Annotated in this window: 16 protein-coding genes and 2 pseudogenes; 13 read left to right on the forward strand and 5 right to left on the reverse strand. The window is 52.5% G+C overall.

Translation table 11 applies throughout. The annotated features are described in order from the left end of the window. Nucleotides 1–175: 175 nt before the first annotated feature. Nucleotides 176–1480, forward strand: a complete 1305-nt coding sequence (locus SH302x_RS21730) for a PP2C family protein-serine/threonine phosphatase (protein WP_479364819.1) — start codon at nucleotides 176–178, stop codon at nucleotides 1478–1480. Nucleotides 1481–1512: 32 nt separating this feature from the next. Here the strand turns inward: SH302x_RS21730 and SH302x_RS21735 are convergent, their stop codons facing one another. Further along, nucleotides 1513–2703, reverse strand: a complete 1191-nt coding sequence (locus SH302x_RS21735) for an LptF/LptG family permease (protein WP_479364820.1) — start codon at nucleotides 2701–2703, stop codon at nucleotides 1513–1515. Between the two features lie 367 nt (nucleotides 2704–3070). On the opposite strand from SH302x_RS21735, the gene SH302x_RS21740 reads away from it, so the two are divergent. The 5 genes and pseudogenes from SH302x_RS21740 to SH302x_RS21760 form a co-directional block, all read left to right on the forward strand. Next, nucleotides 3071–4012: an OmpA/MotB family protein gene (locus SH302x_RS21740; RefSeq protein ID WP_479364821.1), complete on the forward strand. Its 942-nt coding sequence runs from the start codon at nucleotides 3071–3073 to the stop codon at nucleotides 4010–4012. A 190-nt stretch (nucleotides 4013–4202) separates the two neighbouring features. After that, nucleotides 4203–4373: a hypothetical protein gene (locus SH302x_RS21745; RefSeq protein WP_479364822.1), complete on the forward strand. Its 171-nt coding sequence runs from the start codon at nucleotides 4203–4205 to the stop codon at nucleotides 4371–4373. A gap of 68 nt (nucleotides 4374–4441) precedes the next feature. Next, nucleotides 4442–5299 carry an integrase core domain-containing protein gene (locus SH302x_RS21750; RefSeq protein WP_479364823.1) on the forward strand — a complete coding sequence of 286 codons (858 nt, stop codon included), beginning with the start codon at nucleotides 4442–4444 and terminating at the stop codon, nucleotides 5297–5299. A 221-nt stretch (nucleotides 5300–5520) separates the two neighbouring features. Then, entirely contained in the window at nucleotides 5521–6018 is a 498-nt protein-coding gene (locus SH302x_RS21755) for an EAL domain-containing protein (protein ID WP_479364824.1), read from the forward strand. Nucleotides 6019–6280: 262 nt separating this feature from the next. Then, nucleotides 6281–6475, forward strand: a pseudogene (locus SH302x_RS21760) (IS481 family transposase); the annotation flags it as partial. A gap of 356 nt (nucleotides 6476–6831) precedes the next feature. On the opposite strand, the gene SH302x_RS21765 reads toward SH302x_RS21760, so the two are convergent. Together SH302x_RS21765 and SH302x_RS21770 are read right to left on the reverse strand one after the other, a co-directional pair. Then, nucleotides 6832–8418: an ADP-ribosylglycohydrolase family protein gene (locus tag SH302x_RS21765; RefSeq protein WP_479364825.1), complete on the reverse strand. Its 1587-nt coding sequence runs from the start codon at nucleotides 8416–8418 to the stop codon at nucleotides 6832–6834. A gap of 125 nt (nucleotides 8419–8543) precedes the next feature. Then, entirely contained in the window at nucleotides 8544–9185 is a 642-nt protein-coding gene (locus SH302x_RS21770; protein ID WP_479364826.1) for a GntR family transcriptional regulator, read from the reverse strand. A gap of 231 nt (nucleotides 9186–9416) precedes the next feature. Here SH302x_RS21770 and SH302x_RS21775 point away from each other — a divergent pair, with 231 nt between their 5' ends. The 7 genes and pseudogenes from SH302x_RS21775 to SH302x_RS21805 all read left to right on the forward strand — a co-directional run bounded on the left by SH302x_RS21775 (nucleotide 9417) and on the right by SH302x_RS21805 (nucleotide 20475). Further along, complete coding sequence (locus SH302x_RS21775; protein ID WP_479364827.1) at nucleotides 9417–9815, forward strand: hypothetical protein; 399 nt, start codon at nucleotides 9417–9419, stop codon at nucleotides 9813–9815. Nucleotides 9816–9843: 28 nt separating this feature from the next. Continuing rightward, the gene (locus tag SH302x_RS21780) at nucleotides 9844–10041 is read left to right on the forward strand and encodes a hypothetical protein (protein ID WP_479364828.1); all 198 of its coding nucleotides are present in this window, start codon (nucleotides 9844–9846) and stop codon (nucleotides 10039–10041) included. Further along, nucleotides 9989–10990 (forward strand): annotated as a pseudogene (locus SH302x_RS21785) (transposase); the annotation flags it as partial. The gene SH302x_RS21780 and the pseudogene SH302x_RS21785, both read left to right, overlap by 53 nt. 231 nt (nucleotides 10991–11221) lie before the next feature. Next, nucleotides 11222–13894: a ComEC/Rec2 family competence protein gene (locus SH302x_RS21790; protein WP_479364829.1), complete on the forward strand. Its 2673-nt coding sequence runs from the start codon at nucleotides 11222–11224 to the stop codon at nucleotides 13892–13894. Beyond that, nucleotides 13854–15734, forward strand: a complete 1881-nt coding sequence (locus SH302x_RS21795; RefSeq protein ID WP_479364830.1) for a prenyltransferase/squalene oxidase repeat-containing protein — start codon at nucleotides 13854–13856, stop codon at nucleotides 15732–15734. Before SH302x_RS21790 ends, SH302x_RS21795 begins: the two co-directional genes overlap by 41 nt. 73 nt (nucleotides 15735–15807) lie before the next feature. Next, a complete protein-coding gene (locus SH302x_RS21800) occupies nucleotides 15808–19014 on the forward strand; it encodes a PSD1 and planctomycete cytochrome C domain-containing protein (RefSeq protein ID WP_479364831.1) in 3207 nt (1068 codons plus the stop codon). A gap of 9 nt (nucleotides 19015–19023) precedes the next feature. Continuing rightward, on the forward strand, nucleotides 19024–20475 hold the full coding sequence (locus SH302x_RS21805; protein ID WP_479364833.1) for a DUF1501 domain-containing protein: 1452 nt from the start codon (nucleotides 19024–19026) through the stop codon (nucleotides 20473–20475). A gap of 946 nt (nucleotides 20476–21421) precedes the next feature. Here the strand turns inward: SH302x_RS21805 and istB are convergent. After that, on the reverse strand, nucleotides 21422–22267 hold the full coding sequence (gene istB, locus SH302x_RS21810) for an IS21-like element helper ATPase IstB (protein WP_479363697.1): 846 nt from the start codon (nucleotides 22265–22267) through the stop codon (nucleotides 21422–21424). Then, complete coding sequence (gene istA / locus SH302x_RS21815) at nucleotides 22264–23481, reverse strand: IS21 family transposase (RefSeq protein ID WP_479363699.1); 1218 nt, start codon at nucleotides 23479–23481, stop codon at nucleotides 22264–22266. The genes istB and istA overlap by 4 nt, the downstream gene beginning before the upstream one ends. Nucleotides 23482–23637 lie beyond the last annotated feature (156 nt).

Below are 23637 nucleotides of genomic sequence, written 5' to 3' on the forward strand. Positions count from 1 at the left end.
GCAGACTATAGATTTTGGAAGGCTTGCAGCACTAGACCAATCGAATTAGGTATAGTGTAAAATGGTTCGCGAAATGCTCCTGCAATTACCTGGTCAGCGTAAGTCCTCTGGTCTTGCTCTTTTCACCACCTTTACCAGTCGCAAAAAGGACTTCGCTGCTCAGGATTAACGACTCTTGCAACAGAACTACACGATTCACCAAACGAAAGATCGATATTCTCAGGCCGTGCGCATTGCGGCGCTGAGCGATAAGGGCATGCGCCGGCGCAGCAACCAAGATTCTTTCATCGTGATCACTTCCGAAGGACGCGCGAACTGGGAAAGTGATGGCCACATGTTTGTCGTGGCCGATGGGATGGGAGCCCATGCGGCGGGCGAAAAAGCGAGCTCGATGGCGATCGAGAACATTCCGCATCATTACTGGAAACGCAAAGAAGGGCTCCCGGTCGAACGCCTCCATCGCGCCATGATCGACGCGAACAACGAAATCTATCGCCGCGGCCAAGCCAATCCAGACTTTTACAATATGGGGACAACCGCCAGTACCCTGTTGCTTCTTCCGGAAGGTGGCGTGTGTGCCCATGCGGGCGATTCTCGCATATATCGCCTGCGTGACCACACGCTGGAACAGCTCACATTCGACCACTCCTTGGTGTGGGAAATGCAAGGCGGCAATATCACCGATGAAGCGTTGAACGCTTCGCTCATACCCAAAAACGTCATCACTCGATCGCTTGGCCCGAATGCTTCGGTGTTGATTGATTTGGAAGGGCCATTTCCGCTGCGCGTGGGGGACAAGTTCCTTTTATGCTCTGATGGTCTCAGTGGCCAACTAGACGATAACGAACTTGGACTCTTACTGGGTCTGCTACCGCCCGCCGAAGCGGTACAGGTGCTGGTCGACTTAGCGAACTTACGAGGCGGTCCAGACAACATTACGGTCATCATTGCCGAAATCGTCGATGACATAGTCGCTTCGAATCCGTCGGCGATCGCCAGCGAGCTTCGTCGCCAACAGCCCGCAAAATTCTCATTGCCGTTCGCAGTGACGAGCACGATTTGTGCGCTGACGTCAGTGATCATGCTGCTGGTCAACGAGATCCCTCTAGCTGTGGTCACCATCGTGCTGGCCGCCATCGCCCTGTTAGCAGGGATTTTCCAAATGTTCGCTTCACAAAATCGCTCGATGGCCTTGCAGGAGCGTTATGGGAAAGCCCCCCATCGCAAATTCGACATTCGGCCAAACCAAACCGTGGCCGAAAGGTTGTCAGGCTTGCTGCAAGGGTTGCGAGAGTTGGCCACCGAGAAAAACTGGTCGATTGATTGGTCAATATTAGATGACGAAAATAGCGAAGCGAACGTTGCGATTCGTAACCGGGATTTTGCAAAAGCGATCCGTTGCTACGCTAGGCGAGTATCGTCCGTTCTTAAAGAGTTGCCCGCCCTGAACGACTCGGACAATGAAGATGTACTAAGCTGACTTGTAGGCGGCACGTCCCGTCCCGCGTCTTCTTAGTTGCGATAGATCTTGCGCAAGAAGTACAGCGCCAGTAGGACCATGAACAAGTTCGGCAGAAACGGGCTGTAAGCGGGCCAAGCTCCCGTCTTGGCTCGGTCTACCCCCAAAGCATATAGCGGGTAGTAACCTAACATGACTGGCAAGAAGCAGACAGCAAAACTTGTCGAGTAGTTTGCGCTCCTGCGATAGATCGCTAGCGGAGCGCCTACGACGACGAAGCTCAAGCAACTAAAGCCCAGTGCCCAGCGTCGCCAAGGCTCTTGATCCAGCCTTGCAGTTCTTTTCGCGACGTCTTTAAGATTCGCTAAGTGGTTTTTGGTAACTTCATCTTCCAGCATACCGTATCGACCGGTCAGCATGGCCGTCGAGCAGCGTGAGATGACCGCTTGCTCATGCGTGTTGGTTTCACGCAACAAGTCCGCTTTCGCCACGGCCATCTCGCTCAAGGCCAGCTCGCTAATGCTCATGGCCGTTTGCGCTTTGCGGGCCGCCATCGCTAGCGGCAACTCAAATCGATTCGGGTCCTTGCCACCATACATCTGCCAGTGCTTGCCGTTGTCCCACTGCCAGTTAATCAGTTCGATGGCGAGCGTTTCATTTTCTTCATTCAGACTAATCGAGGCCTTCTCCGCAATGATCGTGTTGGTTTCCGCACCCGAATGGAGAAAGATCGTTGGATGAATCAGCCAGCGGTCTTGAACATCCTCGACGTGGATCACCAAGCTTGGCGATTCGTAAGAGCCTTTGGACCTCAGGTAACCATAAGCAATCTCTTCTACGCTGTGCAGAACGACGCGATTGAGCCCGGGCCGTCCCCAGGATACCGCCACGTCATTCAGCCAAACAACAAACGGACTTACAATTAAACCCAGCACATAGACTGGCACCAAGACTCGGAACGGATGCACTCCAGCACCTTTGACAGCCGTCAACTCATTGTCCGCGGCCATTCTTCCGTAGACACTGCACACCGCAAACAGCAGCGTACTTGGCACCGCGAATTGCAATGAAATCACCGTCGCATACGGCAGCATCTGAAGAAATGCTTTGGCCCCCAGTCCTGCTCCCATCAGCGTGTGCATCACGACGCCAAGCATGATGATCATGGTCGAGCCGATCAGCATAATAGCTGACAGCCCGAAGACCTCGCGCAAGATGTATCGTGAAAAGGAGCGAGGCCACATGGGTAGGTTGCGAAGGAATTTGACCAAAGGCGAGTTGCAAAAGAATCCCAAGCGATTTGTAGCTTGATAGCGACGATTTAAGCAAGCCCAGTGTACGACGGACTTCCAGTTCGTCGAAGGTGGAATGAACGGACTGGAAGTCCGTTGTACTCTGTCGAGAGCGGAATCGATTTGCGTTCTTCGTGTGCACTTCGGCGTAAAGGCGGGACTACGAACCAGATCGAGCGGTATTGTGGCCATCGCAAAGTTTCCAGATTGACTCAAGTTTTCAGTCTTGTGGGCAACAGCGAAAATGAGGTAACCTCCCCGGCAATCTACATCACGGAACTTCAACCGCTACCGCAAACATCCTGTGACCTCACTTGGCATGCAATCGTCATCCCATTGGCAACTCCCTGTAATACGGGGCAGTTGTTGGGTGGCGTTGTTGATCTTGTTCGCGTGCGGATGCAATCACTCGAACCCTTACTTGGCGACGCAGCCCGGCGGTTATTCTGGTTTAAATCAGCCAACAGGCCCCAATGCCATCAACGGCTCGTTGTGGCAAAACCCATTGAATGCGAGCAATCCCGCCGCTGCGAACATGAATATGCAAGCGGCTGCAACGGCTCAAATCCAAGAATTGGAACGACGCGCCAGGTTGCTTGACGAAAACAACCGACAGTTGACTTCACAAATCGCTCAAGTCCAGCAGCAAAGCGATCTGCATCGTGAACGAGCAAACTTGCTTCAGACCCAACTTCAAGAAGCCTCTCGTCAAATGGAGCAAGCGCGATTGGCAAGCCAGCGTTCGCAACAAGATGTCTTGGCCGCCCGCACCGAGGTCAACGGCTTGCAAGCGTCGATCCGCAGTCGAGGCGGTGCCACCTTGGTCGCAAATTCTTCACTGCAAAAAACTGCCGACGCATTATCCGCTTCTGGATTTCCAGCGATCGTCGATGGCCGCGTAATACGGATTTCGATTCCCAGCGATCAATTGCTGCAGCCCAACAGTGGCCAGCTTTTGCCGAACTCGGCGGCAATATTGGATCGCCTCGCGGCCGGTTTAGCTCAGCATGCCAGCCGAAACCGAATTGGCATTGAAGCGCATACCGACAACGGTCCAGCGACCGGCAGCAGCTTGCATCAGTTAGCAGCTTTGCAATCCGCTGCGGTGCTAGAGTACATGCAGCGAAGAAGTCAATTTGCGCCCACCCAGTTGTTCTCGTTAGCTCATGGTCCCAACCACCCAGTGGCTGACAATAATTCGGTGGCTGGTCGAGCTCAAAATCGGCGGATTGAATTCGTCGTCTATCCGGACACGATCTAATCTCCCGGTAAGCGGTATAACCTGAAAGTCGTTGCCCACCAGGTTGCATGGTGTGCGAGAGTTCCATGGCAACGAAGCTACCGGGTTGTGGAAGGGATGGAGCGAGCTTCTTCCTCCTGTTAACGTTTCTCTTGCCGTGCAAAAAGTGCGCTCCGACCTCGCTTTTTTCCAGCAAAAACAGAATTTAGCCATGGCCAGCTTTCGAAACATCTACACGTCCCTCATGCTTGTTATCGCTAGGTCGACGCAGAAGTTACTTGCCCGCCAGGTGAGCTATCTCAAGGCGGAAAATCAAATGCTTCGCAGTCGGCTGCCCACGAAGATTAGTTCAACTCAGCGCGAGAAGAATCGCTTGGTCTGATTTGCAAAGAATCTTGGTCCTGCGCTGAATGAACTGGACACGATCGTTCACCCAGGTACGATCCGGAGATGGATTCGAGATGCATCAGCAAAAAATCGGCGCGCCAAAAAAAGATTGGAAGGCCTCGAACCCCTGAGCAGATCGAGAAGCTGATCCTGAAACTGGCAAAGGACAATGGCTGGGGCTACACGCGAATCCTCGGAGAGCTTCGAAAACTTGCAATCCAGTCCGTTACCCGAAACACTGTCAAAAAAATCCTCAAACGTAACGGATACGAGACCGGCCCCAAGCGAGGACCGGGAACCTGGGACGAGTTTCTGACACGCCATGCGAAAACCATGTGGCAGTGCGATTTCTTCTCTAAGAAGATTGTCTCCAAAACCGGTCTTCGAGACATCTTCGTCTTGGTCTTCTTGAATGTGAAGACTAGAAGCGTCTTCATCACGCCATCCACGTACAAACCTGACGAAGCTTGGATGATCCAGCAGGCCGAAGCATTCGTCGAACACACCAAGAAGGTCAAGATACCTTGCAAGATTCTGATGCATGACAACGACGGCAAGTACTCCAAACCGTTTCTCGCTTCGTTTGCCAAATCCAAGATCAAAACGCGCCGAACTGCTTTTCGATCACCAAATACGGTCGCTTTCGTCGAGCGATTTGTTCAAAGTATTCAGCAGGAATGCTTAGACCATTTCGTGGTCTTTGGCCACAAACCTATGGACGTCCTCTGTTCGGAATATAGAGACCACTATCATCCTGAACGTCCCCACCAGGGATTAGATAACGAGCTGATCCAGAAACCTCGCAAAAAGAAGACAAGCAAGAAACTGGACATCGGAATCGATTCGATGCGATTAAGCGATGTCCGATGCCATGAGCGACTTGGTGGATTGCTCAAAAGCTATAGCCGAACAGCGGCTTAATAGAGTTAGTTTGAGCGATGCTTTTCATTCAGCGATTGAAAACTCGCTGCTGATCGTCTGCGCTGTCGCCGCACATGTCCCACTACTCACAGTGACCTGTAGCGTAGACTGCTTCCTTCGAGATCCCTCCACGTTGTTTCTTCCATCGCGCAAATCTACGAAACGCCAACTTTCGAATTGACGTAGGTTTTTGCATAGGGCGTCACTCGTTCGAAGCTCTTTTGCGATGGAATCATCCTGAACTGGGATTAATCCCGCCCGACAGGTTTATACCTTTGGCCGAGGAAACAGGTCTGATTAAGCCCATCGGAGACTGGGCACTAATGGAAGCATGTAGCGAAGCTAAGAACTGGCCTGACGACATTGGGATCGCAGTCAACGTCTCTGTCATCCAGTTTCGGCAGGGGCTATTGCCCGAAAGCGTTGGGCGTGCAATTGCAGCTACAGGGATTGATGCAAAGCGACTCGAGATTGAAATCACAAAATCCGTTCTTATGAATGAGAGCAATTGCGTCTTAGATCAATTGCATGCGATTAAGGAGCTGGGCGTTCGAATTGCCTTAGACGATTATGGAATGGGGTACTCATCACTGAGGTATCTTAGAAAATTTCCATTCGACAAACTCAAGATCGACAAGTCATTTGTTCAAAACTTGGAACAGCCGATGCCTTGGCGATCATTAGCACTATTGCCAACCTGGGCCAATGCCTTGGCATGATAACAACGGCTGAGGGCATTGAGACAGAGCATCAACTCCGATGCGTTTTGGCCGAATTGTTTACCTAGGTACAAAGCCATCTCTATGGTCGTCCAATGCCGGGCAACGAACTCCAAACAATACACTTTCCAGCTTGTAGAAATGGCATCGTCTTCGGCGATGCATCGTTTCAAGAGAACGCGGGATCTCTCATTACTTTCTAGCTTTTTGCATTTATCGGCATAAATATTGGCCCGAGTGTGCGAATCTGCTACCGTCGGCGCAAACGTTTAACGACACCAATTCGAAAGTTGCATTTGCCAAATTATATGATCGCAAGAATGCTCTCGTGGCTGCCGATTTGCTTAATGACCAAGTGATTCCTTTCTTCGAAGAACAAGATGTGCCATTACTGGCATTCCTAACGGACCGAGGTACGGAGTGCTGCGGAAGCCCTAAACATCACGAGTTCGAGCTGTAACTTGGGATCGAAGGAATCGAACACATGAAATCCCATCGATAAAGCAGTTCCAACGATGAGCATCACCAGACATGCACGCTACTGCTGCGCGCTAACTAAGCGAACTATGCATCAGCTCGAGGCTGCCTGCGCTACGTTATACGACGACACGATGCCATTGGTAAGGCTGTTAGGTAACTTGACTGTAAAGACTACTTCCCCAAACTGACCAAGTTGGGATTGGACACGAATTCGAGCTCCGAGCGAATTGCGACATCCGCTGAAGCCTAAATTGAACAGTACCAAGCATGAAATAGTCCAGGACATAATCCGGTCCGAGCATTCCAAACAATGTCGCTTGGTGATACGCAAATCTACTCGATACGGATAGCTTTCCAATATGCACTGCTTGGCACTTTAAGCTGATCTGGCATGAGCACATTTTGGTAAAGTCGAATCTGTTTACTGAGACCTGCGAATTCGCGCAAGTCTAACTCAATTGACTCCCAACTTAACTCCTGACCGTCGCCTTGAATAATTCTATTGTCGACAATGCGATTGCCCACAAAAATTGACAACTCCCATGCCTTTCCAGGCTCGGACGCAACTTGAAACTCAAGACGCGGCTTGACACTTAAAGTCAGCCTGCGACTGAGATAAAGGCCTCTCACCTCGTCACGTGGGTAGGTGACGAGAGTATCCCCATTAAGGTAGGTGATGCCACGAACCCCTTTCATAGCACCCAGTGGATCACCGCCAAATCCAGCTCGATGTAGTGTCCAATCTGAATCCCAGTACGAAGTAAGATCTGCCAATTTGAATTGTTCAGCATCTTGCTGCTTTGGCGACTGGCGAACAATGTTGAGAATCCCGTTTTCAGCGCGTCCTCCACGTGCATTAACATGTTCGCGTCCTAGCTTTGCCGTTCGCTCTGCGATATCTGAAATCTTCTCATCAACCGGAGGGGTGAGCGTGAGCCTGCCCATTTTGTCCCCGATAAGTCTGTCGTTGAGCTGCATAACAAGCTCAATCGGCAGGCATTTCATGCCTTTCATCGCGCCAATCACCGCGACAGCAGCGGCCGCGCTGTTGTCCGTGTCCGTATGATCCGCTGCTCGCGCTGCAAGATGAACCGTTTTCCAGAAATCGCCCTCACCGAACCATAACGCTGCAGCAGCCAATCCGCCGTTGGCAACGGCATTATTGGTTGCGGGATATTCAATATGCCATCGATCTTCAATTGCCATACAAATCGTCTCGAATGAGTCACCCCGATCTGCACCGTCAATTACCATCTGCACAGCTTGCCTGAACGGCGAACTTGGATCAAGCATCGTGACGGCTTGCCGCACGACGTCACGCGTGTCGTCCTCAACAAACCCGAGGCTCACGGCGGCTGCATTGAAGACCGCCCCATCCACCGCCTCCGCGTAACCGTTGAGATGCCCGTATAGACGTGCCATGCGGCCGGCTTCGTTGGGCATACCAGGTGATATTGCACCATAAATTTCTGCGCTGAACACCGGCCCGATGGTCCACCAAACTCTATTGTTACGAGGATGACCGCAATCCGCAGCAGGAATTCCAGCCTGCAAGTTTGCCAATGCAAACGCGCTAGAACCGTATGATCCGCAGTTATTCAGTAACCACTGGTCTCCAAGCTGATCTACGGTCATTGAGAGTCCATGCTTTTCAAAGGCTCTCAACGCAGCTAACTCGTAGTACCAATCGTCATCAACCCAAGCATGGGTATATGGCCGAGGAAAATTTTTAACATCCTCTACTGCGGCAGTCTTGTGTTCAAACTGCAGTGTAAGGAAAACCGAAAGCATCTGACCGTGCCATATAGCGTTGACACGATCCACGTAGTCATCATGCGTCATCGCGACAAATGTCTGAGCAGAGACCTTAGTAGTGCCAATTGTTGCAAAACAAACAAACAGGAGAAATAGGCGAGTCATGGTAAGCTTCGTTCTCATTAATAAAGTCGCTGATAAGTTCAAATTTAGAAACAGACAATCCTTGAGCGATTTGAACAGCGTGGATTTGAATGTAAGCATGCTGCAAAGTCCTTCTGAAAACGGACCTAGGTTTTGCTTGTAGAAGCCATGATGTGCTTACGCAAGAGCGTCAACGCTTTCTCGGTTCGTCGACTAGTAATGGCTTGGACAAGTGGTTGATGTTCCTGAACGCTCTCGCGTATTTTTCTAAGATCGCGACAATGCACCATCCGGCATAATTGAACTTTCGCATCAAGTCTGCGCAGCATGTCTGCCAAATGCAAGTTCCTTGAGAACTCTGCAATGAGTAAGTGAAAGCGACTGTCGGCTCGAAAGATGACGATTCTATCTTTTGTCTTCAGTGTTGCTTCACATTCAGACGCAGAGTCGACGATGGACTGTAATTCGTCATCGGCTGCATGCCCTAATGCCAAGCGCAAAGCTAAACATTCCAGCTCAGCGCGAAGCACAGAGATTTGTTGCAAGTCATGCTCACTAAACGTTGCAATCTCGATTCCACAACGGGGGCGAATTACAACTACGCCCATCTCCGATAATCGCCTCAGTGCCTCACGAACTGGTGTACGGCTAACTCCAAATTCCGACGCGATTAGATCTTCCGTTATCTCGCTCCCTTGCGGGAGCTCTCCCGATAGCACCATTGAGAATACGTGCTCGACCAGTTGATCAACGATTCCAAATTGAGCCACAAACTTCTTTGGTTTCATTGATTTTCCTAAATAGACGTATCCCTTGGGCAACTCGATCCGAAGATTGTACATTGTATACAATCTGTCGTCAATGCGTCTCGTTCTTCGCATTGGAATAGATATGGCTCCTGAGCTCGACTTTTTCCATTTTGCGGGCAAAAAGTTTGGGGAATTGATATAGGTAAAAATGGCTTCCTTGGGACAGATTGTTGACTTCTCACCGTTAACCATCTGAGCAAGGAAGCCATTATGATTCGCGTTCCGAAGGGATTGGAGCCACTCTTCAACGAGCTACATTCGGATTTTACTAAAGAAGCTACTGCAAAGCGAGTCGTTTGGTTGATGATCGCGGCAATTCTTGTCGTTGGCAACCGAACTGTCTCGGCGTTGATTCGTTTGATTGCTTTAATCGATCAAGTAAATCCATCCACTTATCACCGCGTTTTTTCGCATCGACGATGGAATGCGATCAGTTTAGCTCGAGTCATCATTCGCTTCATTTTGAACCACTACGTGTCAAAGGGAACGATCCGTATCTGTGGCGATGAAACCGTGGATGGCCATCGAAAGCGTTTGACACTTGTTAGTAAATTCATGAAGGATGCAAATCTCTACCATCAGCCCCCCCAAGCGAAAGATCGGAGATAAAGGACGCCCTCGCAAAAAGGGGAAGCCAATGGCTAAGCCGGAAACAGTGGTCGCTCGCAGCTCCAAGAAGCGGTTAACAGTTCAATGGTACGATGGCGGGACTCGCCGAGTCGAAGTTGTGATCGGGACTGGTAACTGGTTCAAGAGCGGCTTTGGATTAACGACAAAAGGGACAAAAGGTGCCACCCACCTATTGTGGGATTTTCCCCGGCAGAAGGCTGGATGAACAACTTGCTGAGCCGACCTCTAACGATGTTGATACGCTTGTTAATGATAAAGTGCGATTGGCGTTGATTCGTAGTCGATTGTCGGACCTTTCGTGGTTCATGCGAGCTTTGTCAGAACCGATCGCTCGACTGGCTAATAAGTTCGATGAATGCACGGGCAGATTCTGGGAGGGGCGCTTCAAAGCGCAACGCATCGCCGATGAAGCGGGCTTGTTGGCTTGCAGCATGTATGTCGATTTGAATCCAGTGCGAGCAGCGATGGCTGCCTCGCCTGAAGAGTCGGTGCATACTTCGGCGTATGATCGTATCAAAGCTTTGCAGGGTGAGCAGATCGAATCGGCTGCGGCTGATCTATTGGTGATCGACCGCGAGGAGGCCCCTCACCCCCAACCCCTCTCCCCGAAACGGGGCGAGGGGAGTGAAAGTAGTCACGCACAGGACTCCCCTTCATGCCTCAGGGGCGAGGGGAGCAAAGGTGCGGAAGAAGCGGGTCGCAAGATTCGTGAAACACCGGTTAAGGAGCTGAAGGCAGAGCGGCTTGCGAAGCGTAAGGTTGGTAGTGGCAAGCGTATACCGCGCGACGGTTGGCTAGCGGCGCTGACGATCGATGGTCGGAAAGCTGCGGGCGCGCATGCGAGCAAGTCGGGCGTGCGAGCCAGTGACAAGGGATTCTTATCGATGTCGCTGAAGGTTTACTTAGCACTGCTGGATTGGACCGGTCATCAGGGGCGGCCTGACAAGCGAGGCTCGGTCCCTGATTCTTTGCAGCCGATTTTGCAGCGCATCGGCATCGAGTCATCAATGTGGTGTGATTTGGTTTGGGGTTTCAAAAAGTACTTTGGTAAGAGTGCTGGCCGACCGTCAAGTCTAAAGTCCGAAGCAGAGCGCAGCGGTCGAGCTTGGTCCCGTGGGCAGCGATCTGCCGCAGGTTGCTTTGCTCGTGGCTGAAGACAGTCAAGCTCACTGTCTAATCTGAGCCTACAGAAATGGTGTTAAAGGTCCCCGTTTAAGATCCATAGATTAGTTTTTTTACCGAAATTAGGGAGACCTCCGATAAGTCCTCCGCAATTGGTGGCACGGTTCCAGCGCTGCGGTAATTCCCCTATACTGAACGCCTCGCCCGTTGCGAGCAGGGATAAGAGTAGGGCTTGGGAAGGATGAATAGTCCTTGCGTTCAGCATGATTTCAATATCGTCCGGGAAACAGCGAACCGAGTCGGAGGCTGCCTTCAAGACAGCCAAGGCGTATGCCAATTCACCCCTGGCGATTGGTTTTGGGTTGGTGGCCATCGGCGTTGTCGTGCGTGAAAACTTCACTGGTGTTTGGCCGTACATATTATTCGGGCTGTTCTTTGCCCTGTCTGGTGGCCTCGTGCACTTTGCCATCCCCATGAATCGCTCCCGAGCTGTTACTTGGTTGGTGTGTGGCTTGGTGGTCATCTTGGGAATGTGGTTGCATGCGGCCAAGCTGCATTCCGTGGCCGCTCGCAGCGATCAATGTACGGCGACCGATCAATGGCAACCGGTGAACTTGAAAGGCTACGTTGTTAGCATCCCCAAGTTCCGACCCGATCGTTCTCCTTTCGTGGATCACCGCCAGCGAGCGGCGAAATCACCCAACGATCAATGGCTAACGGCGATTGACGTTCGATACTATGAACTGGTTGCGACAGGAAAAGAGCAGCGCGAGGTTATCCGCGCTGACGGAGTCGTTCGAATCCTTATTCCTGGTCGCCAGCGGGGACTGCTGCCCGGGGATGCCGTCGATTGCTTGATCAAGTGGCGTCGCATCCCTCCGCCCTCCAATCCGGGTGAGATGGATATGGCCAAACGCTTACGCCAACAAGGCATCTTTGCGCAAGGTAGTGCAAAGTCTGTTCAGCAAATCCGCAAACAAGGGATACCGAGGTTTTGGGATCTGCGTCGATATTTAGGTAGGATTGCAATGGCAGCCGATCAAGCGATTGAGCAGCAAGTGTTTTTTGGACAAGCTCCATTAGCTTCTGCTCTGGTGCTTGGGCAACGCGATCAAATTGAATGGAAGCTCAGCGAGTCACTTCTAGAAACAGGTACGATTCATATGCTGGCCATTTCTGGACTCCATGTTGAGATGGTCGCGATGAGCGTGGGCTTATTTTGTTTGCTTTTAAGGCTACCGCACCGCGTTACATTGCTGACGGTTGCATTGACGATTGTTGGTTATGCATTTTTATGTGGAGCCAACGCCCCAGTACTCCGTGCCATGCTTGCAGTGGTGCTTGTATCTTGCGCTCGGCTATTTGGTTGGAGCGTGAGCCCGTACAACCTATTGTCCTTCGCCGCTTTGTGCCTCATTGCCTTGAGAACCGACTACCTCTGGGATACAGGCACACAGCTTTCCTTCTTGGCAGTTGCCATGTTGATTTTTGTGGGAAGCGGCAAAGCATTCTCGCTTAAAACCGCAGATCCCTTAGATACGATCTTGCAAGAGACCGACCCTTGGTGGCTAACGTGGCGAAGGAAACTTGGCTCGCTATTCCGCGAAAGCGTCCGAGTGAGCAGTTGGGTTTGGTTGATGACGACACCAATCATCTTAAGCACCTTTCATGTAATCTCGCCGATTGCCATCGTCATGAATTTCTTGTTGATCATTCCGCTATGGATTGGTTTGCTGAGCGGACTCATGATCTTGATCGTGGGCCCCCTCCTTCCGCCAGTTGGTATGTTCCTGGGCTTGATTTGCGGTAGTTGCTTGGCATTCACGGAATTGGCGATAGCAACTGTCAGTAAAATCCCCGGCAGTCATTTTTGGGTTCCGACGCCACCGCTGTGGTGGCTGATCGGCTTCTATGTGCTGTTGAGTGGCTTGTTGTTGCTGATGCGAAAGGATGCCAAGGGACGACTGAAGATCTTTGCAGTGATGTCAGTCTATCTGATACTGGGTTGTGTTCCATGGACGGAAGTATTGCCGAACTATATCGCGAAGCACTGGATCTACGGCGAGCGGCAGGGCGAAGTGCCAATCGATTTGGCGATGACCTTTGTCGATGTCGGCCACGGGACCAGTGTCGTGATCGAGTTACCGAACGGCGAGGTTTGGTTGTACGACGCGGGCAGCATTGGCAATCCCGAGCGGTCGTTCTTTCCCATTGCGAATACTCTGTGGCACCTGCACGTTCGAAGAGTTGATCGCTTGTTTCTCAGCCATGCTGACACAGATCACTTCAATGCGATTCCAGCGTTGCTAAAGCGGTTCAAAGTAAAAACGTTTTGCACCACCCCGCAAGTCATGGCGTCGATGGATTTTGCTATCCAGCCCGTCTTAAAAGCAATCGCAGAACGAAACATTCCAGTCGAATTGCTAACGAAGGGGGATGTCATCCAGGCAGGTCAAGCCACTTGTGTGATATTACATCCGCAAGAGGAATCGTTTGCCAGTGACAACGCGGCCTCTCTAAGTATCCTGATAGAGTACAACGGACGTCGTTTATTGCTGCCGGGCGATTTAGAAGGCCAGGGTACGGCCAGATTACTACAAGGCCCGCCTCAGAAAATTGATGTCATGATGGCACCTCATCACGGTTCTTTATCAGAAGATCCAGCCGCGTTGTTGGGCTGGTCAAAACCGGAGCACGTGATCATCAGTGGAGGGATTCGTGCTGCTAGGCCTGCAGTCCTGTCGGCTTTTGCCGGGCCTGTGATTCGCGACGTCTGGGTGACCGCTCGCGATAATGCCTTGCGAGTTGAACTGGATCGCGAAGGCTCGATTGCTGTCAAGCAATGGGCCGTCAACGACTGGAAAAAGATCGAAACGTTAGCCTTGATAGATGACAATGAATTCGAAGATGACGGAGTCGATGCAGACGCATTTTGACCCAACCCGCCAAACCGTGCTGGAGCTAACGGAATGCCTGCGTCGGTTGCAAGTGGATCGCAATCACTGGAATGGGACGCTGGCCAGTTCCGTCCTATCGACGGCCACTGCCGTGAGCGCACTAACTCTCAAAGGCAGTCAAGCAGACTCGTTAATCTCCAACGGATGTGCTTACATCTTACAACACCAAAATGCAGACGGCGGTTGGGGCGATACCGATCGTTCTCGATCCAATATATCGACCACGTTGCTGGCACTAGCAGCGCTTACTTTGGCGAAACGGGATTCGGAAACTCCTGACGTGATGGCGCGAGGTTGGGCTTACGTCCAGCAATGCGGTGGCTGGGACGGGCTGCGGCGGCGTTATGGGAAAGACAAAACTTTTGCGGTTCCTATCCTAACTAACTGTGCGTTGGCTGGCTTGATTGAATGGAAACATGTTCCTGCCCTTCCGTTCGAAGCGGCCGCGTTGCCTCAAGCCTTATATCGCTTCATTCGCTTGCCGGTGGTGAGCTATGCGATTCCAGCGTTGGTCGCGATTGGCCAGGTACGCGAACATTTTTTCCCCATCAGGAATCCTGCGCGGTGGCCAATTCGACAGTTGGCAATCAAGCCTTCATTGCAGGTGCTGCGCAAGATGCAACCCGCCAGCGGTGGGTACTTGGAAGCGGTACCATTAACCAGCTTTGTCTTGATGAGCCTGTCGGCCAAAGGGCTAGCGGATCACCCTGTATCGATCGATGCTGAAAAGTACTTGCGGTCCAGCGTCCGCGCCGATGGCAGTTGGCCCATCGATACGAATCTCGCGACGTGGGGAACTTCATTGGCTATCTTAGCCTCTCTAGCCAATCACAACCTGGACGGTTCCACTGTCTTGCAAGATTGTATTGATCAAGGTGTGATCGATTGGTTATTGTCATGCCAGCATCGGCTACGCCATCCCTTTACCGGTGCCGCCCCCGGGGGGTGGGGATGGAGCGATCTTTCCGGCGCGGTGCCCGATGCCGACGACACGCCAGCGGCTCTCTTGGCGTTAGCCGGTTGGTTAAAGTCAGGGCGATGTGGCGGCGACTCAAAGCAACGGATTGCGCAGGCTGGCGCGATGGGGCTACGTTGGCTATTGGGCTTACAAAATCGCGATGGGGGCTGGCCTACCTTTTGTCGCGGTTGGGGAACGTTGCCCTTTGATCGCAGCGGCAGCGATCTGACGGCGAATGCCTTGCGCGCCCTTTATGCATGGCGTCAGTTGCAGCAAGAGGGCGTTTTGGACTGGGCAGCCGGATCGCTGATTGATCAGCGAACGTCGCTCGACATACCCCGTGCAATGCAGCGCGGCTGGCACTATTTGGACCGTCGGCAAGCGGCCGATGGCAGTTGGCTGCCTCTGTGGTTTGGGAACCAAGATGAAATGGATGAAGCGAATCCCATCTACGGAACAGCTCGTGTTCTAGTCGCTATTGCGACCTGTGGCCGCATCGAATCCGATTCTGCTCGGCAAGCGATCGCATTGTTGCAGCAGCGACAAAATGCTGACGGCGGTTGGGGCGGCGGGCCTTCGGTTCGATATGCCATGCCAGATGGCAGTCCTAGTTTGGAAATGACTTCCACTTTAGAGGAAACTTCGCAAGCGGTTGAGGCGTTAGCGGCCTGTGGCCTAGCTGATTCGCCAGCCGTTCAGCGAGGAACGCGGTGGATTTGTGACGCGGTGAGCAACGGCATGCATTTACAACCGCAGCCCATCGGTTTCTACTTTGCAAAGCTCTGGTACTACGAGCAAATGTACCCAATCGTCTACGCGCTGGCGGCCCTTGGGCGTGTACGAGCCGGTACGATCAACTAGAATGGTAGTGTCGAGAGCGTCGCCAAGCACTCGGCTTCCTGCCCCTGTTGTCCCCTCCCAATTTGCAAGTCTCATGAAATCTGCTTTCACAGACCAAGCTGCTTTTGTCTTTGTGGCAATCGCAAGACACCGTTCCAAAAGCTCAGTCACCATACACTACGCAAGGATAGCCTTTTTGATCATAGCGGGCTGGCTTGTGTTTGCTCCTCCGCACCACGAGCTTAGCGCTAATGAAGCGAACCCCAAGGCCAATCCCATTGAGTTCAATCGGGATGTGAGACCGATTCTGTCCGAGCATTGTTTCGCGTGCCATGGTCCAGACAAGAACCACCGTCAAGCGGATTTGCGATTGGATGTCCCGCCGTTTTCTGACGCCACGGACTTAAGCAGCGGCGCTATTGTGCCGGGGAAACCTGACGTCAGCGAATTGGTGGCCAGGATCATGTCGTTCGATGCGGACACAGTCATGCCGCCGCCAGAGATGCATAAGCCATTAAGCGATACGCAAAAGCAGACCCTCAGGACCTGGATCGAGCAAGGCGCGAACTATCAAGGACATTGGGCTTACACTCCAATCCAACGGCCCTCGCTACCCGCATCGCTGAACGCGCATCCCATCGACGCTTTCATCGATGACAAACTTAAGCAACTTCAATTGCAACCGGTTGGAATTGCCGATCGCCGGACGTTGATCCGGCGCTTGAGTCTTGACCTGTGCGGCTTGCTGCCCGATCCGCAGCGAGTCGAAGCGTTCATTGGCGACAAACGTCCGGACGCATATGAAAGACTGGTAGATGAGTTTCTAGATTCTGAAGCATATGCCGAAAAGCAAACGCTCCACTGGCTGGACGCGGTCCGCTATGCCGATACCGCTGGCTTTCACGGAGACCAAGACCTCGATCTGTGGCCCTATCGTGATTATGTACTGAACGCATTCAAGTCAAATATGCCGTTCGATCAATTCACGCGTGAGCAATTGGCGGGCGACGTACTAGATAAACCAACGCCATCTCAAATGACGGCCACGGCCTTCAATCGACTCAATCGCATGACCACCGAAGGCGGTGCGCAAGATAAAGAGTATCGTGCCAAGTATGCTGCAGACCGCGTTCGGACGGTGAGCATGGTGTGGTTGGGTTCGACATTAGGTTGCGCGGAATGCCATGACCACAAGTACGATCCGTTTACAGCCAAAGATTTCTACTCGATGGCAGCTTATTTCGCGGATATTGATGAATATGGTTTCTATCCCAGCGGTTTCGATCAAGGCGACTGGGGGCCCGTCCTGCAACTTGCTTCGGACTCGCAACGAAAACAACTGGACCAGTTCGACGCCCAAATCGCTCAGTTGGATCGCACGCTGAGCAAAACCATTGGCAACGTCCAGCAGTACGAGGCCCAGATTCAAAAGCTGAAGGAGAAACAGCAAACTGGCTGGCAAACATTAATCCCGCTTTCGGCTTCATCTTCCGAGGGAGCCATCCTAGAAATTAAGTCGGATGGCTTAGTCATCGCTGGTGGTCCTAATCCTGATTTTGACTCTCATACCTTGGTTCTGAAACCTGGTGCTGGCCGATGGACAACAATCAAACTTACCAATGAGACGGATGAATCCCTGCCCGGAAATCGTGTCGCTCGCGGTTGGAAGAGTTTTGTAATATCCGAATTCGAAGTCAAAGTCGCAGGTCCAGAACAACGACTTGCGCCGGTAGCACTGGCCGCTGTCCAAGTCGATCGCGACAGTGACCGATATCCAGGCGAAGCCGCCATTGATGGCCGCGCGGAGACCGGTTGGGCTTGCGAACATGGCCATTCAGCAAGGCATAGCTTGGCGGTCAGCTTTGCCGCTCCGCTGCAAACCGAGGCTGACACGTTGATTACCGTAAGGATTGTCCAACGGTCCGATCGACGGCACGCAACGCTCGGCCGCTATCGGTTATCGCTTTCGCAAGTCCCAGGTGCAAGCATTGAAGCAGACGGATTAGGCAAGTCGCTCAGTGATGCGATTGCCAAACCCCATTTGCAGCGCAGCGAGCAACATCTGCTATTGATCCAGCAGGCCGCTGATAAAGCCGAACGCTTAATGCACCCAGCGAACATGCAGCGTACCGATCTGACGGCGCAGCGGCGACTGCTGGCCGGCTCCATTGCCCGAGTCCTTGTGACTCGTAAAACGGCCGAGCCTCGATTGGTGCGCCTGCTGCCACGCGGCGATTGGATGAACGATGACGGCGAAGTCATGAAGCCAGAACCGCCCGACTTTTTAAACCTGGCGAATGCGTCAGTGGAGCGTCCTGCCACGCGACTGGACCTTGCCCACTGGCTAACCGACTCACGTAACCCCTTGACCGCTCGCGTCCAAGTGAATCGCTGGTGGCAACAGTTTTTCGGCATGGGGCTTTCCAAGCAACTTGAAGACATCGGTTCCCAAGGTCATTGGCCCACACACCCAGAATTGCTGGATTGGCTGGCGGCCGAATTCATGCAGCCATCGATGGTTGCCGAAGGTAACGTGAGCGACAACAGTCACAATTGGAACGTCAAACATCTCTTGCGATTGATCGTCACCAGCCAAGCGTACCAGCGCTCGAGCATCGCATCGCCAGAGTTGCTGGCCAGTGATCCCGCGAACCAATGGCTTGGGCGGCAAGCGACTTACCGAGTTGATGCGGAAGTGATTCGTGACAACGCTTTGGCGGTTGCTGGTCTGCTACATAGAAGTATGGGTGGCCCCAGTGTTCGTCCGTATCAACCCGCCGGATATTGGCTCGCACTGAACTATCCCAAGCAAGAGTACTCGCCCAGCTTCGGCACTGCCCAGTACCGACGCAGTGTCTACATGCATTGGCAGCGAACATTTCTGCATCCTTCCCTGGTAGCCTTCGACGCTTCAACGCGAGAGGAATGTCAAGTTGCTCGAGCGACATCCAATACACCGCTGCAAGCGCTGGTACTGCTCAACGATCCGATCTTTGTCGAGTCCGCCAAAGCTTTTGCCGACCGCGTTTTGCTCTCAGGCATTGGATCCAAGTCGGACCAAATCCAGTGGATGTGTCGCGAGGCACTCGGGCGACCTGCCGACGAGAGCGAATTAAATGTCTTGGTCGAATTTTACGATTCGCAAATGCAAACCTATCGGGCCGACCGAGCAGCCGCAGCACAGCTCGTTTCGATTGGTGATTACGCGGTGCAGTCGACGGTGCCGGTTACTGAGCTAGCTGCGATGACGATGGTCGCTCGCACCATTTTGAATCTCCATGAAATGATTACTCGAAATTAACGAAAGCCAATGATGAACGACTATCAACAACTCGCCTTGGATGCCAGTCGACGCACGTTTCTGCGCTATTCGATGTCGGGACTGGGGTTATGGGCGGCCAACAGTTTGCTCGCCTCCCCTGGCTTTACCCAACAAACAAACTTGCCAGCGTCATCGCTCGGATCTTTGGGCGTGGTGAATCCACTGCACCATGCAGCGAAATGCAAACGCGTGATCTTTTTGTATATGGCGGGTGGGCCAAGTCATCTCGAGACGTTTGACAACAAACCTGAGCTGGCAAAGCTGCACGATACGCCGATGCCCGAATCCTTTACCAAAGGCCAACAGTTAGCCCAACTGCAAGGTAAAGAGCTAAAGTGCTTTGGACCTCAATATAAGTTTCAAAAATGGGGCCAAAGCGGCCAAGAGATCAGCGAGCTGTTTCCAGGTCTAGGAAGCGTGGCCGATGATTTATGCATCATTCGCTCGATGTATACCGAGCAGATTAACCATGATCCTGCGCACACATTCATGAATTCTGGAGCGATCGTGGCGGGACGCCCGAGTATGGGTTCTTGGCTGTTGTATGGCCTGGGCTCTGAATCGCAGAACTTACCCGGTTTTGTCGTATTGACTAGCGCTGGCCGCGGCGGGCAGATGCAGCCCATCGCTTCGCGTCAATGGTCCGCTGGCTTTTTGCCTAGCAAGTATCAAGGTGTGAAGCTGAGCTCTATTGGTGACCCAGTGATGCATATTCGTTCGCCGCAAGGTGTCAGCCCCATGGCTCAGCGACAATCGATCGACGCAATCACCAAACTGAATCAAATGCGACTTCAAAGTACTGCCGACAGTGAGATATTGACGCGGATCGCGCAGTACGAGTTAGCTTTTCGAATGCAGACCAGCGTGCCCGATCTGGTAGATATTTCCAGCGAGACGCAAGCAACACTGGATAGCTATGGTGCAAAACCTGGCGACGGGAGTTTTGCGTACAACTGCCTGCTGGCACGACGACTGGCCGAACGAGGCGTACGCTTTATTCAGCTTTATCACCGCGACTGGGATCACCACGGGAATATTAAACCGGACATTAAGCTGAAAGCCGAGGAGACGGACCAAGCGACTGCTGCACTGATTAATGATTTGAAGCAACGCGGTATGCTGGATGAAACGTTAGTGATTTTTGCTGGCGAGTTCGGACGCACGCCGATGAGCCAAGGTGGCAATGGTCGCGATCATCATATCAAAGCGTTCTCGATTGCGATGGCAGGCGGAGGCGTGAAGGGTGGTATCACTTATGGTGGCACAGATGAACTGGGGTATGCAGCCGTTGAGAATCCGACCAGTGTGCACGATTTCCATGCCACGATGCTGCATTTGATGGGAATCGATCATGCTCGCATGAGTGTGAAATTCCAAGGGCTGGACGCAAAGCTAACTGGCGTAGAACCCTGCCGCGTCGTGCATGAAATCTTGGCTTGACCGCGAAAGCAGCCACCTCACCTCGCGCTGTCCCCCCGTACTGTGTCCCCATGCGCCCACTCCCATAACATATTCACACCGCTAGTGATAAGAGAAACGCAAGAGGAACAATCATCAACTATCTTCAAGACAACTCTTGCGTCACTCCCATCTCTCGCGGTGTAGATCTATCAACCGAATTTCGCCGGTCGCTTCGCGCTGTCCCCCCGTACTGTGTCCCCATGCGGCCCACTCCCATAACAAATTCACACCGCTAGTGATAAGCGAAACGCAAGAGGAACAATCATCAACTATTTTCAAGACAACTCTTGCGTCACTCCCATCTCTCGCGGTGTAAACCTATCAACCGCGTTTCGCCGGTCGCTTCGCGCTGTGCCCCCGTACTGTGCTCCCGCACTGTGCTCCATGCGGCCCCCTCCCATAACACATTCACACCGCTAGAGATAAGAGAAACGCAAGAGGAACAATCATCCACTGTTTCCAAAACAACTCTTGCGTCACTCCCATCTCTCGCGGTGTAGATCTATCAACCGAGTGTCGCCGGTCGCTTCGCGCTGTCCCCCCGCACTGTGTCCCCATGCGGCCCACTCCCATAACACATTCACACCGCTAGTGATAAGAGAAACGCAAGAGGAACAATCATCAACTATCTTCAAGACAACTCTTGCGTCACTCCCATCTCTCGCGGTGTAGATCTATCAACCGAGTGTCGCCGGTCGCTTCGCGCTGTGCCCCCGTACTGTGTCCCCATGCGGCCCACTCCCATAACACATTCACACCGCTTGTCAACGAGCAGATAAATTTGACCCACTTACGAGCATTTAGTTTTGACCCGGGGTTTTGATAGCGTTGCTTTTCGGGATTGCTCCTGTTCTTCGAGTTTCGTTGTTTTTGCTAGAGGTTATTTGTGCTCGACCAACGCGGGGCGTTTACCGCTCGCGAGCAGTTAGTTGCGATCCGCTTCGGAACAGCTACTGGCTGCTCCGCTCTTGCGCTTTTCCCGCAAGCGATAGCTCTCGCCGCGAATGTTCACCACCGTGCTGCGGTGAAGTAATCGGTCCAACGCCGCACTGGCCATCACTGAATCTTCTGCGAATACACTGGCCCATTCACCGAACGCCTTATTGCTCGTCAAGATGATCGGCTGGTTGCGTTCATAGCGATAACAGATCACTTGAAACAGCAAGCTCGCTTGCACCTTATCCAACTGCAAGTATCCCACTTCATCAATCAGCAACACCTTGGGCTGCATCAGCATGTTCAACTGACGATGCAACTGATTTCGTTCCATCGCCTTGCTCAGCTTACTGGCCAGGTCACTTGCCGATGTAAAGTACACGCGATGTCCCAACTCAGCGACCATCACCGTCAGCGATACTGCGAGCATCGTCTTACCAACTCCGGGTGGGCCCAAGAACACCACGTTACGTCCTTCGCTGATATAACGACAGGTCGCCAGTTCATCGATTAAGCGTTTATCCAGACCTGGCTGCGCCGTGAAGTCGAATTCACTCAATCGCTTGATGAAGGGGAACTTCGCGAACTGAAGGTTCAGTTGCACTCGTTTGCGATGTCGCTCTTTGAGTTCTCCATCAAGCAGATACCCTAAGAAGTGCGTGTATGACCAGTCTTGGGCTGCCGCCCTTTGGCTAGTCGCATCCAGATGCCCCCTAGCGACAGTTAAGCCAAGTAGCTCAAGTGCTTCGCTGGCTCGCTCCTGGTAGACTCTCGCACCGTCGCCTTCAGCGTGTAACTCTGGTGCAGTTCTTTGTTCTGTAATCTTAGTGCTCATGCGCATGCCTCCTCAAAGCTGTTTAAACTGCGAACTTCTACCGACTCATCAAGCTTTACATTGCAGTGCCGCTGGCCCACCACGGGGTGTTGATCCAGCGTGCATCGCCATAACTCTTCGATATGCTGGTCATTGGCCACACTCTGTCCGATACCCTCGGCCAATGGATGTTCGGCAATAATCGTGTCGTTGCACCGAATGATAATCTGCGTGCCTTGCATTTGAAGTTGCACGCATTGACCAATGTATTGCGGTGGCACACTGTATCGCGCACGGTTGTAAGATACGAACGTATCTTTGCTGACCTTGCGTTCGACTCTAATGCTCGACACATATGGCCTATTGGGATCAAGCTGTAGAAGTTGGTCTTTCTCTTGCTTCCAGAGTTGCACAGGCTGTTGACCAGTCGTGCCATGGGTACGTACGTTGGCTGTTTCATCAAGCCATTGCTGACCTTGCAGATTGAGCTCGTCAAGGCCCGTAAACTCGCGAGCGTTGAGGAAGTTGCCTTTGATGTAATCGACCATGCGTTCGACCTTGCCTTTGGTGCGAGGTCTGTAGGGGCGATGCGTTTTGACTTCGAAGCCGTGATGATCAGCGAAGTCCGCGAAAGTGCTGTTAAGTCGACCAGCACCCGAACGCACTTGGGCCATGTTGTCGTAGAGGATCGACTGCGGTACTCCTTGAAAGTACTCGAAGGCTTTCTGGTGACACTCGATGAGCGTGGGAATCTTCATGCTCGTTGTAAAGCGAATGAACATCTGCCGTGAGTAGCTCAAGACAATCACAAAGACGTAGATGTTGATGAGCTTACCGGTGGCGTCAGGGAATTTGCCCACGTGGCCCCAGTCGCATTGAGCTTGCTTGGCAGGCGGCGTTTCGAAACGCACGGTGGCAGAGGCAAGCTGCTTGGAGCGAGCCTTCAGCTTATTGATGTAGCGTCGCAAGGAGTGAATCCCACCGCTGTAGCCCATGGCTTCAATTTCTGGGAGTACGCGCGTCGCATCCAGATCGAATTGCTCGACCCGCGAGCGAATATACTCGCAGAAAGGGTCAATCTTTTTTGCTCGTGGCTTTCGCGGTTTGCGAGCATTTGCTGTTTGCAAGGGATGCTCGCCGCGAGCAATTGCGCGGACTGTGTTTCGTGAAAGGTTTGTATCTTTGGCAATAGAGCGAATAGATTGCTTATTGGCCAATCGTGATTTAACATCCATGTATTGATCCACCAAGATCATAGGAATGAAGACCTCCTGTCGAAGTTGCCTGAAACCAAATCAGGCGACCTAGGAAGCCGTGGTAAGCTGGGTGGTCTGGGTCGCCCTAGCTGCTGCGCAGCAGCTAGGGCAAATTCCTTCTCTAATCCCAGCTTG

The organism is Njordella calcicola (genome assembly GCF_056494125.1).

Excerpts from the sequence above, each read along its gene's own strand:
- SH302x_RS21795 (WP_479364830.1), top strand. The coding sequence starts at position 13,854 with ATGAATTCGAAGATGACGGAGTCGATGCAGACGCATTTTGACCCAACC.
- istA (WP_479363699.1), bottom strand. The coding sequence starts at position 23,481 with ATGGATGTTAAATCACGATTGGCCAATAAGCAATCTATTCGCTCTATT.
- SH302x_RS21765 (WP_479364825.1), bottom strand. The coding sequence starts at position 8,418 with ATGACTCGCCTATTTCTCCTGTTTGTTTGTTTTGCAACAATTGGCACT.
- SH302x_RS21750 (WP_479364823.1), top strand. The coding sequence starts at position 4,442 with ATGGATTCGAGATGCATCAGCAAAAAATCGGCGCGCCAAAAAAAGATT.
- SH302x_RS21790 (WP_479364829.1), top strand. The coding sequence starts at position 11,222 with ATGATTTCAATATCGTCCGGGAAACAGCGAACCGAGTCGGAGGCTGCC.
- SH302x_RS21740 (WP_479364821.1), top strand. The coding sequence starts at position 3,071 with ATGCAATCGTCATCCCATTGGCAACTCCCTGTAATACGGGGCAGTTGT.
- SH302x_RS21805 (WP_479364833.1), top strand. The coding sequence starts at position 19,024 with ATGATGAACGACTATCAACAACTCGCCTTGGATGCCAGTCGACGCACG.
- SH302x_RS21780 (WP_479364828.1), top strand. The coding sequence starts at position 9,844 with ATGGCTAAGCCGGAAACAGTGGTCGCTCGCAGCTCCAAGAAGCGGTTA.
- SH302x_RS21800 (WP_479364831.1), top strand. The coding sequence starts at position 15,808 with ATGAAATCTGCTTTCACAGACCAAGCTGCTTTTGTCTTTGTGGCAATC.
- SH302x_RS21770 (WP_479364826.1), bottom strand. The coding sequence starts at position 9,185 with ATGAAACCAAAGAAGTTTGTGGCTCAATTTGGAATCGTTGATCAACTG.
- SH302x_RS21775 (WP_479364827.1), top strand. The coding sequence starts at position 9,417 with ATGATTCGCGTTCCGAAGGGATTGGAGCCACTCTTCAACGAGCTACAT.
- SH302x_RS21735 (WP_479364820.1), bottom strand. The coding sequence starts at position 2,703 with ATGTGGCCTCGCTCCTTTTCACGATACATCTTGCGCGAGGTCTTCGGG.
- SH302x_RS21745 (WP_479364822.1), top strand. The coding sequence starts at position 4,203 with ATGGCCAGCTTTCGAAACATCTACACGTCCCTCATGCTTGTTATCGCT.
- istB (WP_479363697.1), bottom strand. The coding sequence starts at position 22,267 with ATGAGCACTAAGATTACAGAACAAAGAACTGCACCAGAGTTACACGCT.